We start from the raw sequence: 13,206 nt of genomic DNA on the forward strand, positions 1-13,206 counted from the left end.
TATTCAATTTAAACAATTATTTATGTTATTAAAACTACTATATAATCTTTTCGAAATTTGTTCGAAAATATACAAACTATAATTTGTTTGGAACTTTCAAATGATCAGGAAGAGGCTTGATTCTTGCAGGAGTTCCAATAGCTAAATAAAACGGAGGGACACTATGAATAACAATAGCACCAGCAGCTACAATAGATCCTTCACCAATCTCAACATTAGATAAAAATGTAGTATTGCCACCAATAGAAGCTCCTCTTCTTATTTTTGGTCCCTGCAATTCATAATTAATTCTTACAGGATATTTATCATTAGTAAAACAAGCACAAGGTCCAATAAAAACATTGTCTTCAATTACTGAATTAGTAGGAATATAAACATTAGACTGAATGCTGACATCATTTCCAATTATAACATCACCTTCAATTACAGTGTTTGTTCCAATTAAAACATCATCTCCAATGTTAGTATTTTCACGAATAACAACATTATGTCCTGTTCTGAAATTATCTCCAATTACAACATCATTATAGATAATTGAATTAGAACGAATTGTATGATTTCTTCCAATAACTGGAGGCCTGGAGTCCGGAGAATATTCTACACCAAATCTTATATTGTCCTCAGGTAGAAAAGTAGGTGTTTCTACATTTCTTACTCGATTATCACCCAATCCTCCTAAAAACTTAACCATTTTATCGCACCTTTATTTAATTTAAAAATATGATATCTATTAAACTATATTTAATAACATCTTAGTATATATTATTTACTAGATAATCAAGAAAATATTGCAAATTTGGTGAAAAACTTGTATACTAAAGAAAAATTGCTAGAAGAAATAAATCAGGTAAGAAAAGAAATAGGTCATGAAGAACTTGAAATTCATATTAAAGACATTTATTACAACGAAAAAGAAAAGGAATTATGGATAATAACACAAGACCGACCAGACAAATCTGCAATTATTGGAAAAGGCGGATGGGTAGTTGGAAAACTAAAAGAAAAATTAAAAATAAACAGCATCCATGTAGAAAGTTACGGAGATTACCTAACTAAAGAATACAAACTTAAACTTTCCAAAAAAACTTTAGATAACTTTAGCTCTAATTTAACAGGAATCCAAAACCTGAAAAAAATTCTAAATACTAAATTAGAAAACATCTACAGCTTTGATTATAACAGCTATTTTAAAAACAATACATTTGAAGAATCTGAAAAAACAGAAGCAGTAGTTGCACTATCAGGTGGAGTTGACAGCAGCTTTTCATTAATTTTAGCAAAATACCTTGGATTTAACCCAATAGCTATTACAATTGATCCTGGAACTATCATTTTACCAAATCAATATAAAAGAAACATTAAAAAATTAACTGAAGAATTAAATGTAGACCATGAATATATCAAAGCCGATTACAGTGAAATAATCCGAGAATCACTAAATGGAAGATTTCACCCCTGCGGAAGATGCTCCAAACATACTGAAGAGCTAATAAACCAATATGCAATAAACAATAATATTCCAATAGCCATATTTGGAGATATGCTCTCAACAGGAACACAATGTATAACCCTGCAAGAAAAAGACCTGTATCGCCTTAATTTACCTGCCAGTTTAGCTGTTGGAAAACAGGAAAACAAATCCCTGTCACAGCAATTTAATTTACAGTCATTTAGCGGATTTGGATGTCCTCTACTATATGAAGTCCATAGAAAATATCCATATTTAAAAAAATATTCTATTCAAAGAATATTAAGAGAAACAAGGTCTTCAGCTCTGGAAGTAGGGGAAGCTCTTGATTTAATCTGGAGTTTCTATAATACAAAAGATTAAATATGGAATAGTTAAAATTAATGAATATGTTATTTAAAATCTGTCCACGTTGTGGATCAAAAAGAGTGAAATGGATTATTCCTCAAAACTGGTCAACATGGGAATGTTATGACTGTGATTACACAGGCCCAATTATAGAAGGTAATGAGGAGTTATCTGAAGAAATACGTGAAGCATATCTTGAATCACAAAAACATCCTCAGGAAAACACAGATGAAAATGAAGAGTTGGAAAAAGATTAAATTCCTTTTTTCTCAAATTCTTCATTTAAAAATTCTTTAATATTATCTCTAGCTATTTCAACCATAGCAGGAGAAGGACCACCCGGAACAGTTCTCATTTTAACATTTTCCAAAGGATTCAAAGCTTTTTGAACCAAATCATCTTCAAGACCTAATTTTTCAAAACCAAGTTCTGAAGCTATATCATCAATATATTCTGATGTAATGTCTGATTCTTTTAAACCGCTGGCAGTAGCTTCATTAACTATCCTTCCAACAATTTTATGAGCTGTTCTAAATGGAATCTGTTTTTCACGAACCATAATGTCTGCCAAATCTGTAGCTGTAGCAAAATTAGTTCCTGCTAATTCCAAACATCTCTCTTCATTGAATTTAACAGAAAGCAACATTTTTGTAACTATTGATAAAGTGTCCTGAGTTACTTTAACTGCATTCCATAAGTGTGGAGTAATTTCTTGTAAGTCCCTATTATAGGTGTAAGGAATTGCTTTTAAAATAGTTAAAATAGTTACAAGTTCACCATTGACAATTGTTGATTTTGCTCTTGCAAGTTCAGCAACATCCGGATTTTTCTTTTGAGGCATAATAGATGATGTAGATGAATATTCATCAGCCATTTCTATAATACCGAATTCATAAGTGCTCCATAAAATAAGTTCTTCACAGATTTTGGATAAGGTTGTACATAATGCAGACAAATCAAAAACTGTTTCTGAAATGAAATCCCTTGAAGAAACACCATCCATTGAGTTTTCAAGATAAGCATCAAAACCAAGCAAATCAGTAGTTAACTGCCTGTTAATAGGAAAACTGGTTGTAGTCATAGCTGCTGAACCTAAAGGATTTAAATTAACACGTTTATAAGTGTCTTCCAAACGTTCATAATCCCTTTTAAGTGCCTGTACATGAGCCATTAAATGATGAGCTATTGTAATTGGCTGTGCATGCTGAAGATGAGTATAACCAATAAAGACAGTTTCCAAATGCTCACCTGCTTTTTCAACTAATCCTTCCATAAATTCCAAAATTCCGATTTGGGTTTCAGTAATTTTATCACGAAGAACTAATCTGACATCAGTAGCTACCTGGTCATTACGTGATTTGGCTGTATGCATAAAACCTGCAGTTGGACCTATTTTATCAGTAACATAATTTTCAATAGCCATGTGAATATCTTCAACAGAAGGGTCGAAAACAAGCTCATTATAGCCATCTTCTTTTAATTGGTCAAGAGCACCTAAAATATTATCTGCTATTTCACTATCAATAATATTTTCTTCTTTTAACATTAAAGTATGTGCAAAATTGGTTTTAATATCAGCTTCAAAAATAATTTTATCAAATTCAAGTGATGAAGTATATTCAGCAGCTTCATCAGTCATTTCTGTTTTAAGTCTACCACTTCTTAAATTCACAAGACTCCCTTCTTAAAAATAAATTTTATAAAAAAAATAGTTAAAAAAAGATTATTTAATCTTTTTTCATTTCAGTGTATCCACATTTACCGCATGCATATCTATTACCATGATCAGCCATAAATACACCATCAGAACAACGAGGACATACTGGGTTTTTTCTTTCGATTTTATCTCCGTCTACTTTGTAAAGATCAGATTTTTTTACCATTAAAATCACCTTATTCTTCGTCTTCTTCAGCTTCTTCAGAAGCTTCAGTATTTTTAGCTATTACACTTTTAGTTTCAATGTATTCTAAATCTTCTACAGTGTCATAAACTTTAGCATAACCTAATGCTTTAGGTTCACCGTAGTGAGGTTGCACATTATCTACAACAGTAGCATCTTTTTTAGAATTTAATAAAGCTACTAATTTACTTTTAATATCAATAATTTTTGGAGTAGCTTCTCCTTCATATTCAACATAGAATTTTACTTCTCTTCTGTTAAAAACTTTATTTTCCTTATCTTCAAAAATATCAATTTCCATAATTAACCCTCTTTTAAATTTTTATTCTTTAATAAAGGTATCAATAAGATTTTGAGCATAATCTTTAGCATCATAAACTTTTAAAAGTACCAAACCTTCATTTGGCTGACCGTACAAGATAGTAGTCTCATCACTAGCCATTAAGATGCAAGGAAGAACTGCAAGATCTTCTTCCCCGTCTACTTCAATTACATGACAATTTCCATCGCCAGATAACTCCATAGCTTGGCCTATGGTTTCCCATAGATCATCTGTAATGGTTCCTGCAGGGTTTTTAGCTTTTAAAATATTTTCTGCCTTGATAACTTCATGATTATGATTTTTTCTTTGAATTAAATTATCAATTATACCAATATCAGGATATAATTCATATTTAGTAAGATTATTAAAAGTTGCATCACCAACAGAAATTAAAAACTCAGAAGATTTAATTTCTTCAATAGCATCTTCAAAGTCAGGATATAATTTACCTAATGGTTTTTTAAGCTTTGAAATAGTATCCTTATTTAATTCTGCATCTAAACGTAACACAATAAAACCTTCTACCTTACTCTTAAACAATATTCGCCAGCTAAATCTATATTCAATTCCTTAGCTAACTCAGATTCTTCAGGTTTTGTAATTATCAAAAGACCGCTCCAGTTATCTGAAGTTGGGTTACCGCAAACTGGACAACGTTCATTATTAGTAATATATTTACAAACTGTACATGCATTCATGATTTAGCCTTCTTACTTTTATTTTTAGCTTCTTCAATCCATTCAAATCTACCTAAATTATTTTGCCTCATAGTAAGACCTATTTTAGTATTTTTAGTAGAGTTGTCTTTAAGACTGATAGCTACAATTCTTGTTCTAACTAAATCTCCTTCATCTAAAGTTTTATTAGATTCTTTTGCAAGGAGTGCTCCTCTTTTAGAATCATAATTAATATAATCATCAGTGACTTGAGAAACATGAACCAAACCATCCATAGGTCCAATTCTGACAAAAGCACCAAATTCAGCTATTTCTATTACTTCACCATCAATAACTTCTTGCTGTTCAGGTTTGAAGAATATTGCATTAAACACAACATTATGGTAAGAAGCTCCATCTCCCATGATGAGTCTACCTTCACCAATTTCTTCAATTTCATTAACACAAATAAGTAAACCTAATTTTTTATCTAAACGGCCATTATATGTATCATTTAAAGTTTGAATAGCTACCTCTTCAAGAGGATCTTCAAATCTATAAGGTGGTATTCTTACAGTATCCTCAATTTTAGTCATGTAATACAAAACAATCCCTCTATTCGTATTTTTCTTTATACATTTCTAAAGATCTTAAAAGTTCTTTTTTAGCTGATTCTTTATCTTCCCAGCCTTTAGTTTCAACAACTTTTCCTTCAAGATTTTTATAAACTGAGAAAAAGTGTTCAATTTCTTTTAATAAATGAGATGGAACATCACTAATATCTTGAACATCACTGAAACGTGGATCATCTTCTGGTACAGCTAAGATTTTGTAATCTTTATCTCCACCATCAATCATACCCATAATTCCAATAGGTCTTGCTTCAATAAGACATCCTGGGAATGTAGGTTGTTCCATAAGAACAAGAATATCCATAGGATCGCCATCATCATATATAGATTTAGGTATAAAACCGTAATCTGCCGGATAAACAACAGGAGAGTACAATACTCTATCTAACATGAAAGCTTCTTTTTCCTTATCATATTCGTATTTATTTCTTGAACCTTTAGGTACTTCAATAACTGCTGTTACAACATCAGGAATATCAGAACCTGATTCAATTTCACTCCATAAATTCACTTAAATCACCTATAATTAATTTTATGATAAATTAATAAGTCTAATTTTTATATTTTTCCATCAATAGCTATATACTTTTTCTGTCTTAGATATGCTACTGTTATACCTTTCTTTTTAGCACGTTTTTTTAATTCAATATCATTTGTAGCTAAAACTTCTGAAACTCTAAGTAACGCATCATCCACAGTTTCATTATTTTCTAATGAAATATCCTTTATTTCAATATTGGAAGAATTAGCTAACTTTAGAGCTAAATCTGCATTTAGCCTAATTTTACCTTTATTATTTCTTTTTAAACCTTTCAGTTCATTAATAACAAAGCTTGGAGTAGTTAATTTATATGAAGGCAGTGCTTTTTCAAGTTCGTCGATTATATCAACATTAAATTGAAAAGGAACCATAAAAAAATTGGTATCAATCACAACTTCTTTAGACTCCATTATTTCCCTCTATATAATAATTCCATAACCAATTAATCTCCAACGAGCTCCTACTCTACGACTTAAAGCTACCCTAGTTCCGGGACTGGCACAAACAGGCAATTTAAGAGCAACTTCAATATTCTTTTTCTTAGTAGAAGTAACAACACCAATAGTTGTTGTAGTACCACAATTAATCATTAAAGGTTCTTTAAGTTTAATTGGAGCTACATCACGTTCTTCTTTTGTACCTACTACTCTATCAAGTAAATGTGCTTCCATTGTAAAACTGTCTAAAACATCAGGTAAGGTATCTACTGCACCAGCAACAGAACCAGATAATGAATCAGCTTTAGTTAATGAAGGGTCTAATTTTGTAGCTACACCAATAAGTCCTCCAGGACCTATTTCTTCAACATCTTTTCCATTAGCTTCAAGACCAATAATTTCAGATTTTAAGGTTATTCTTTTATTGTTATTTGTAATTCCAGGTCTTATTTCAATAGTATCTCCAAGTTTGAAAGTACCCTGAACCAAAGTTCCACCAATAACTCCACCTTTGATTTTAGCAGCACCGGAACCCGGTTTGTTAATATCAAAAGATCTTGCAACATGCATTAAAGGAGTTTTATCCAAACTTCTTTCTGGTGGCTGGATTCTTTTAAGCATAGCTTCAATTAAAATATCCATATTAGCTCCTTGTTGAGCAGATACAGGTATAATTGGAGCATCTTCTGCACAAGTACCTTTTACAAATTCTTTAATTTCATGATAACTTTCAATAGCTCTTTCTTTTGAAACAATATCAATTTTATTTTGAACTACAATAACGTCTTTAACACCAATAACATCAAGAGCCATTAAGTGTTCTTTAGTTTGTGGTTGTGGGCAATATTCATTTGCAGCAATTACTAAAACTGCACCATCCATTATTGCAGCACCAGATAACATAGTCGCCATTAAGGTTTCGTGACCTGGAGCATCAACAAATGATACTTTTCTAACTAATTCTGTCTCGCTTCCACAGTTTTCACAAGTTTTAGAAGTAGTATAACACATAGGTTCATCACAATCTGGACATTTTCTGAATTCAATGTCTGCATAACCTAAACGGATTGAAATACCTCTTTTTGTTTCTTCACTGTGAGTATCAGTCCATATTCCTGACAATGCTTTGGTAAGAGTAGTCTTACCGTGGTCCACATGACCAACTAAACCTATGTTTACATCTGACTGTATGTTCACAGATAACCACCTTTTTATTATAATTTTAAATTTAACTTAAAAGTTAAAATAAGAAAAATAGTAAAACTATTCTTCCTCTTCATCGCCAACACCAAGAATATCAGCTATAGCTTTACTTCCAGCTGAAACAACAACAGTGTTAACTTGTACGATATCATCAGCAATGGTATTTCCTCTTACGGTTTTTCTCCTTTTTACACCGTCAGCTTTAGGATGATAACCAATACCACCACTTAATAAACTTTTGATTCTTCTAGTACCTGGTACGTCTTTTTTCATGGTAAATCCATTTTTATCAGCACCACCAGTTACTTTTAAAGTGTAACCGTCTAAACCAACGATTCCACCATCAAATTCATCACCGATAGCTAAACCATTAAGAGCTTTGCCATCTTCAACTTCAATCTGATGAGTTACCTCTTTTTGAGATACAACTACTTTGAATGCCATGGTATTCCTCCTTTAAATTGTTTTATAAAAAAATATTTATTATTCAAAAAGACCAAAACTTCCCCAATCAGGATCCTGCTTACGTTTAATTTCCAAAAACTCATATAAGGTTTCAAATTCATCTTCAGTCAATTTATCCTTAAATTCCCTTTCAATGTATTTGTAATGTTTTTCAGGAATATCAACATATAGCTCGTCTCCCTCTTCAAAGTCTTTTCCAACTATAGCATCTTTAATAGCCATAGCCACCCTTTGACCTCTGGAAATATCAGGTAATGTTTCACCTTTATCTTCCATACTAGCTATTGAACCAACAACATGGCCATCTTTATTAATCAACTGTTGACCTTGTTTAAGAGTTCCGCTTAAAGATTCAATACCTATAATAGCAGGTTTACTTTGACGGAACACTAATTTTGGAAGTGACACAAATTTTGCAGGTTTAATAATAACATCATAAAATGACTTTTTCTTATCTTCCTGTTTTTGCTTAACCCATTCTTCATACTCTTCAATAATCTGATAAATTACATCTCCGGAAAAGAGCTTGACTTCAGAATTATTAAGATCTTCTTCAGAATTCGGATGAACATTTACATTAAAAGCAATAATTGCTCCATGAAGTTCATTTTCATCATAAGCAATTGAAGAATTAATAATATCCCTACGATTTACATCACCAATATCCGCTGCACGAATTGGAATATTCATTTCCCTTAATAGCTTAACAACAGCTTCCAGTGAACCAATAGTATCTGCTTTAACTAAAATACCTTCATCTTCTGTATCAATAGTAATGTTGTCAATTTCATTTAAAATCTCCTGTTCAACATCAGTATCTTCACTTAAAACTCTAAGGGGAGAACCAGAAACAACATCATCTAAATGAGGTGCAGCTACTTTAATACCTGCTGCTGCAACAACTTCATCCAACTTTCTAAATTTCTTTTTAGAATCCCTCATTTCCTCAAGAGGAAGAGGTCTTAAAATAGATCTGATTTTAGTTACCAATACATCTTCTGAAGACAGCATTAAAGCTATTTCATCATTGGTTCTTAAAACACCGTCATAAATAATAGCATCAAGAGTAACTCCTAAACCAGTTTCTTCCTTAATTTCTAAAACTGTACCTTTAGCTGGAGCATTTTCATCGATTTCAAGTTGTTCAGTTAAATATTCTTGAGCAAGTCCTAAAAGCATAGCTAAAACTTCTATAACTCCTTCACCAGTTCTAGCACTAATTGGGATAATACTAATCTGGGAAGCAAAGTTACTTACTCTGTCAAATCTTTCAGACTGGAATCCTTCTTTATGAAGTTCACCGACAATTTCATAAATTTTATTGTCTAAATCCTGCTGAACACTTTTAGCCTGATTGGAAAATGTTTCCCTAAAAGAGGCACCTTCATGAACTTCCCAACCAAAAAGCCTGTCGATTTTATTAGCTACAACAATAAATGGAGTCTTATACATTTTAAGAATGTTTAATGCTTCATAAGTTTGTGGCTTAAATCCGTCATTAACATCTAAAATCAATACAGCTAAATCAGCTAATGCACCACCACGTTTTCTTAAACTGGTAAATGCTGCATGTCCCGGAGTATCAATGAAAAACAAACCAGGAATTAAATCTTTAATAGCTAATTTGGATATGAAATCTCCACAGATATTTTCAATAGTATCATTAGGAATCTCAGTAGCACCGATATGCTGAGTAATACCTCCAGCTTCCTTAGCTGCAATAGTACTTCCTCTGATATAATCCAATAAAGTGGTCTTACCGTGGTCTACATGTCCTAAAACTGATACAATTGGGGATCTGATTTTCATGTTATCTTAAATAATAATTATTCGTAAATTAATTTGTTATCAACGATTTCGTAATCGCAAATTTCATCTTCATTAAAGAATAAATTGATTTCTCTTTCTGCAGAATCTGGAGAGTCAGAAGCATGAATAATGTTTCTACCTGTATCCATAGCAAAATCTCCTCTAATTGTTCCGAGATCTGCTTCTAAAGGATTGGTTGCTCCAACTAATTTTCTGATAGTACTGATAGCTTCTTCTCCTTCAATTACCATAGCAAGAGATGGGGAAGATGTAATGTATTCAATTAAACTACCGAAAAATGGTTTATCTGCATGTTCTCCATAATGAGTTTTTGCTAAATCTTCATTAATTTGCATTAACTTTACAGCAACGATTTGAAGACCTTTTTCTTCAAAACAGGATAATATTTTACCCATAAGACGTCTTTGAACTGCGTCTGGTTTCATCATTACAAAACTTTTTTGAATCATTCTTTAACCCATTTAACTTTTCTTGGAACTCTACCAAGTTTAATCATGTTTTTTTCACATTTACTGCTACAAAAGAAATAAATAGAACCATCTTTTTTAACGTACATTTTTCCTGTACCTTCTTCTATTTCTTTATTACAGAATGAACAAGTCCTCATGTTCTTACACCTTCTTAAGGAGTTTTAATTTCCTTAGCTTCTCTAATAGTATCAAGTAACATTAAAATGTCTCCTTCTCTTACAGGACCCATAATGTTTCTTGTTAAAATTCTTCCTTTGTCTCTACCATCGAGGATTCTGCATTTAATTTGCATAACCTCTCCAGTCATACCAGTTCTTTTTAAAACATTAATGACTTCAGCAGGAGTAGCTTCTTCCATATAAATCACCTTTTAATCTTCAAAAAGAAGATCTATTCTTTTAATTCTGCGATTTTTTCAACAATTTCAGCTACGTCGCCTTCAGCATCTCCAGCGTCAACAATACAAGCAGATGCAGTACCAACAGTTAAACCTGCAGCTCCACCAACTTGTTCTTTAGTAGGTAAGTAAATGTAAGGAATTTCTTTTTCATCAGCGAGAACAGGAATGTGTGCAACAATTTCAGCAGGATCAACATCTTCTGCGATAACAACAAGTGCTGCATCTCCTCTTTCGATAAATTTAGTTACTTCGTTAGTTCCTTTTGCTACTTTACCACTGTTTTGTGCGGTTTTTAATGCTTCTTCAGCTTGATTAGCTAATTCTTCAGGTGTATCAAATTTTACATAAATTGCTTTTGCCATAATATATACCTCCTTTTTCATCTGGCTATGCCATCCATCGGCAGATATTATAATTCCTTGAATTATAATATTCGTAATTATATATAGTTATATTATTTTAACTATAGAAATTACTCAAATTATTCAATGAGCGAATAATTTTATAGTTTTTAATAATACTAATTCTTGAATACATTCATATATCACTAAATATAATCCCATTAATAAAAAAAAGAGGGATTAAACTTTCAATACAAATACTTCTGAATTTCATATAATTTTTAGCAAAACTAAAAATAAAAATTTAGTAATTAATGAAATAATTCTAGAGAACTAGACAGTATTAAGTATGTTTTTATTACATATAAATGTTTTCCATACTTTTTCCTAAAAATAAGTTTACCAATTTAATAATAGTAATCTATACTTTTTAATACTTTTGAAAAAAGCTAATCCTAAAGCCATCAAAGACTGCAATTTCAGATCTTAAAAATTTTTAATTTAATTTTCACCGGCAAAAGCTAACCTTTATATAAAGTTATGAATATATATTCATAATACCTAAAGACATTTGGGGACAAAATCATGGTAAGACCTAAAAGAATGAGAAGAGTAGTTACATGTCACAGACATGAATTAAATAAAAATCTAAAACCGATAGAACTGTCTGTAGATGAATTTGAAGCTATCAGATTCAAAGATTATCATAACATCAAACAGACAGAATCTGCAGAGTTCATGGGAATTTCACAATCAACATTCCACAGAATTCTAAATTCTGCAAGACATAAACTGTCTACTTCTTTGATTGAAGGCCGACCAATAGTTATTGTCAAAGGTGATACAATGATTGATCCAAATAAATATTTATGCGAAGACTGTGGTTTTCAATGGTCAAATCCAGAAAAAGAATACAAAGAATGTCCAGATTGCAAATCAACAAATATTCGTAAATTAAATGCAAATAATAAAAATAATGTATCAGATGACACCTGCAGCTGTCCTAATTGCAGTTACAGTGAAGCAAAAATTAGGGGAATACCATGCAGAACTAAAATATGTCCCAAATGCGGTTCATCACTACAAAGAAGATTATGCAATAAGGAGATAATTTAAATGGCTGATAATTTAGAATATGTTTGTAAAGAATGCGGTTTCAATTGGATAACCTTAAATGGTGAGCACCATATCTGTCCAAAATGCCACAGCGAAACAATTGAATATATTGGTGAAGTAAAAGATTTGGATATTGATTCCATATTAAACCACAATAAAAGAATGGGTGGATGCTGCGGTTCTGCCCGTGGAAGAGGACCGTTAACCTGTGGAAAACCACATCCTGACCACCACAATCCAAATACCCCACATGACCCTAAAAAATGCTGTGGCCACAGAGTATGCTAAAACATGCTCATTTTTATTTTTATTGGAGGTTAAAAAATGGCTGATATTATAATAAACAATGATAAATGTGATAATTGCGGTGACTGTGCAGATGTTTGTCCAATGGAAGTTTTAATTCTTGAAGATGAAAAATTAACCATAAATGAACCTGATGAATGTAGTTACTGTGAAAGCTGTGCAGACATCTGTCCAAATGAATGTATCACTATTGAATAAACTTTAAAACCTTTCTTTTTTTATCTATTTTTCACTAACAGCAACAAATTAACATGACTTTTTACTTTATTATGTCTTACAAAAATTATATATCTGATTAAAGCATTAAATTATAGATATATAGATGTGATTATATGATTTTCGATGAAGAATTGACATTGTTAAAAGAAAAAATTGCAAATGCCGAAGATATGGATGAATTAAATTATATAAGAACTACTAACCAAAAAAAATACTGGTGGACCAGCATATTTATTGCAGGTTTATTTTATGGTTTAAACGGAAAAGTAGGAAAAATGATTATAACATGGTTTGTTAGTGTTATAACTTTAGGAATCTATGCCCTATATATCATTTATAGAAGCTATAAAGATGAAACCGAATTCAATAATCAAATGGAATATTATATATTACAAAGAAGCAAAGAATTAAAAGGGAAAATCAATTCATCTGAATTAAAACTTCCTGAATCTAGTGTAAACTAAATTACTAAAAAAACTGAGACAATCCAAAATACAAAAAAATCCCAATTATAAGTGTAAAACAGCTATTGATTCATAGACACAGACAAA

Annotated in this window: 22 protein-coding genes; 6 read left to right on the forward strand and 16 right to left on the reverse strand. The window is 31.4% G+C overall.

Features of this window, described 5'->3' with window-relative positions:
* Nucleotides 1-76: 76 nt before the first annotated feature.
* Nucleotides 77-691: an acyltransferase gene (locus tag K4897_RS01420; RefSeq protein WP_019264118.1), complete on the reverse strand. Its 615-nt coding sequence runs from the start codon at nucleotides 689-691 to the stop codon at nucleotides 77-79.
* Between the two features lie 108 nt (nucleotides 692-799).
* Here K4897_RS01420 and K4897_RS01425 point away from each other — a divergent pair, with 108 nt between their 5' ends.
* Together K4897_RS01425 and K4897_RS01430 are read left to right on the forward strand one after the other, a co-directional pair.
* The gene (locus K4897_RS01425; protein WP_250416330.1) at nucleotides 800-1,831 is read left to right on the forward strand and encodes a 7-cyano-7-deazaguanine synthase; all 1,032 of its coding nucleotides are present in this window, start codon (nucleotides 800-802) and stop codon (nucleotides 1,829-1,831) included.
* Nucleotides 1,832-1,851: 20 nt separating this feature from the next.
* Entirely contained in the window at nucleotides 1,852-2,073 is a 222-nt protein-coding gene (locus K4897_RS01430) for a hypothetical protein (protein ID WP_019264120.1), read from the forward strand.
* Here K4897_RS01430 and argH read toward each other — a convergent pair.
* The 15 genes from argH to rpl7ae all read right to left on the reverse strand — a co-directional run bounded on the left by argH (nucleotide 2,070) and on the right by rpl7ae (nucleotide 11,035).
* Complete coding sequence (gene argH, locus K4897_RS01435; protein ID WP_019264121.1) at nucleotides 2,070-3,488, reverse strand: argininosuccinate lyase; 1,419 nt, start codon at nucleotides 3,486-3,488, stop codon at nucleotides 2,070-2,072. The two genes, K4897_RS01430 and argH, sit on opposite strands and share 4 nt — an antisense overlap.
* A gap of 55 nt (nucleotides 3,489-3,543) precedes the next feature.
* The gene (locus K4897_RS01440) at nucleotides 3,544-3,699 is read right to left on the reverse strand and encodes a 30S ribosomal protein S27ae (protein WP_004034219.1); all 156 of its coding nucleotides are present in this window, start codon (nucleotides 3,697-3,699) and stop codon (nucleotides 3,544-3,546) included.
* Nucleotides 3,700-3,709: 10 nt separating this feature from the next.
* On the reverse strand, nucleotides 3,710-4,018 hold the full coding sequence (locus K4897_RS01445) for a 30S ribosomal protein S24e (RefSeq protein WP_019264122.1): 309 nt from the start codon (nucleotides 4,016-4,018) through the stop codon (nucleotides 3,710-3,712).
* Nucleotides 4,019-4,039: 21 nt separating this feature from the next.
* Nucleotides 4,040-4,549, reverse strand: coding sequence for a GTP-dependent dephospho-CoA kinase family protein (locus K4897_RS01450; RefSeq protein ID WP_019264123.1), 510 nt, complete (start codon nucleotides 4,547-4,549; stop codon nucleotides 4,040-4,042).
* Between the two features lie 11 nt (nucleotides 4,550-4,560).
* A complete protein-coding gene (gene spt4 / locus K4897_RS01455) occupies nucleotides 4,561-4,737 on the reverse strand; it encodes a transcription elongation factor subunit Spt4 (protein WP_250416331.1) in 177 nt (58 codons plus the stop codon).
* The gene (locus K4897_RS01460; protein WP_019264125.1) at nucleotides 4,734-5,291 is read right to left on the reverse strand and encodes a DNA-directed RNA polymerase; all 558 of its coding nucleotides are present in this window, start codon (nucleotides 5,289-5,291) and stop codon (nucleotides 4,734-4,736) included. Before K4897_RS01460 ends, spt4 begins: the two co-directional genes overlap by 4 nt.
* A gap of 19 nt (nucleotides 5,292-5,310) precedes the next feature.
* Nucleotides 5,311-5,838, reverse strand: a complete 528-nt coding sequence (locus tag K4897_RS01465; protein ID WP_019264126.1) for an inorganic diphosphatase — start codon at nucleotides 5,836-5,838, stop codon at nucleotides 5,311-5,313.
* A 47-nt stretch (nucleotides 5,839-5,885) separates the two neighbouring features.
* Nucleotides 5,886-6,278 (reverse strand): PIN domain-containing protein, encoded by a 393-nt coding sequence (locus K4897_RS01470; RefSeq protein WP_019264127.1) that lies wholly within the window; start codon nucleotides 6,276-6,278, stop codon nucleotides 5,886-5,888.
* Between the two features lie 9 nt (nucleotides 6,279-6,287).
* Nucleotides 6,288-7,502 carry a translation initiation factor IF-2 subunit gamma gene (locus tag K4897_RS01475; protein WP_004034230.1) on the reverse strand — a complete coding sequence of 405 codons (1,215 nt, stop codon included), beginning with the start codon at nucleotides 7,500-7,502 and terminating at the stop codon, nucleotides 6,288-6,290.
* A gap of 66 nt (nucleotides 7,503-7,568) precedes the next feature.
* Complete coding sequence (locus K4897_RS01480) at nucleotides 7,569-7,952, reverse strand: 30S ribosomal protein S6e (protein WP_019264128.1); 384 nt, start codon at nucleotides 7,950-7,952, stop codon at nucleotides 7,569-7,571.
* A 39-nt stretch (nucleotides 7,953-7,991) separates the two neighbouring features.
* Nucleotides 7,992-9,782, reverse strand: a complete 1,791-nt coding sequence (infB, locus tag K4897_RS01485) for a translation initiation factor IF-2 (RefSeq protein ID WP_250416333.1) — start codon at nucleotides 9,780-9,782, stop codon at nucleotides 7,992-7,994.
* 17 nt (nucleotides 9,783-9,799) lie between these two features.
* Nucleotides 9,800-10,252: a nucleoside-diphosphate kinase gene (gene ndk, locus K4897_RS01490; RefSeq protein ID WP_250416335.1), complete on the reverse strand. Its 453-nt coding sequence runs from the start codon at nucleotides 10,250-10,252 to the stop codon at nucleotides 9,800-9,802.
* On the reverse strand, nucleotides 10,249-10,410 hold the full coding sequence (locus tag K4897_RS01495; RefSeq protein ID WP_004034240.1) for a 50S ribosomal protein L24e: 162 nt from the start codon (nucleotides 10,408-10,410) through the stop codon (nucleotides 10,249-10,251). The genes ndk and K4897_RS01495 overlap by 4 nt, the downstream gene beginning before the upstream one ends.
* A gap of 14 nt (nucleotides 10,411-10,424) precedes the next feature.
* Entirely contained in the window at nucleotides 10,425-10,631 is a 207-nt protein-coding gene (locus tag K4897_RS01500; protein ID WP_004034241.1) for a 30S ribosomal protein S28e, read from the reverse strand.
* A 32-nt stretch (nucleotides 10,632-10,663) separates the two neighbouring features.
* Nucleotides 10,664-11,035 (reverse strand): 50S ribosomal protein L7Ae, encoded by a 372-nt coding sequence (gene rpl7ae / locus K4897_RS01505; RefSeq protein WP_019264131.1) that lies wholly within the window; start codon nucleotides 11,033-11,035, stop codon nucleotides 10,664-10,666.
* A 564-nt stretch (nucleotides 11,036-11,599) separates the two neighbouring features.
* Here rpl7ae and K4897_RS01510 point away from each other — a divergent pair.
* From K4897_RS01510 to K4897_RS01525, 4 genes are all read left to right on the forward strand, one after another.
* Entirely contained in the window at nucleotides 11,600-12,130 is a 531-nt protein-coding gene (locus K4897_RS01510; protein WP_019264132.1) for a DUF134 domain-containing protein, read from the forward strand.
* The gene (locus K4897_RS01515) at nucleotides 12,131-12,418 is read left to right on the forward strand and encodes a DNA-binding protein (RefSeq protein WP_019264133.1); all 288 of its coding nucleotides are present in this window, start codon (nucleotides 12,131-12,133) and stop codon (nucleotides 12,416-12,418) included.
* Between the two features lie 36 nt (nucleotides 12,419-12,454).
* The gene (locus K4897_RS01520) at nucleotides 12,455-12,634 is read left to right on the forward strand and encodes a 4Fe-4S binding protein (protein ID WP_019264134.1); all 180 of its coding nucleotides are present in this window, start codon (nucleotides 12,455-12,457) and stop codon (nucleotides 12,632-12,634) included.
* A 134-nt stretch (nucleotides 12,635-12,768) separates the two neighbouring features.
* Nucleotides 12,769-13,119 (forward strand): hypothetical protein, encoded by a 351-nt coding sequence (locus tag K4897_RS01525; protein ID WP_019264135.1) that lies wholly within the window; start codon nucleotides 12,769-12,771, stop codon nucleotides 13,117-13,119.
* Nucleotides 13,120-13,206 lie beyond the last annotated feature (87 nt).

The sequence above is a fragment of the Methanobrevibacter sp. TLL-48-HuF1 genome, from assembly GCF_023617305.1.
Lineage (GTDB): Archaea > Methanobacteriota > Methanobacteria > Methanobacteriales > Methanobacteriaceae > Methanocatella > Methanocatella intestini.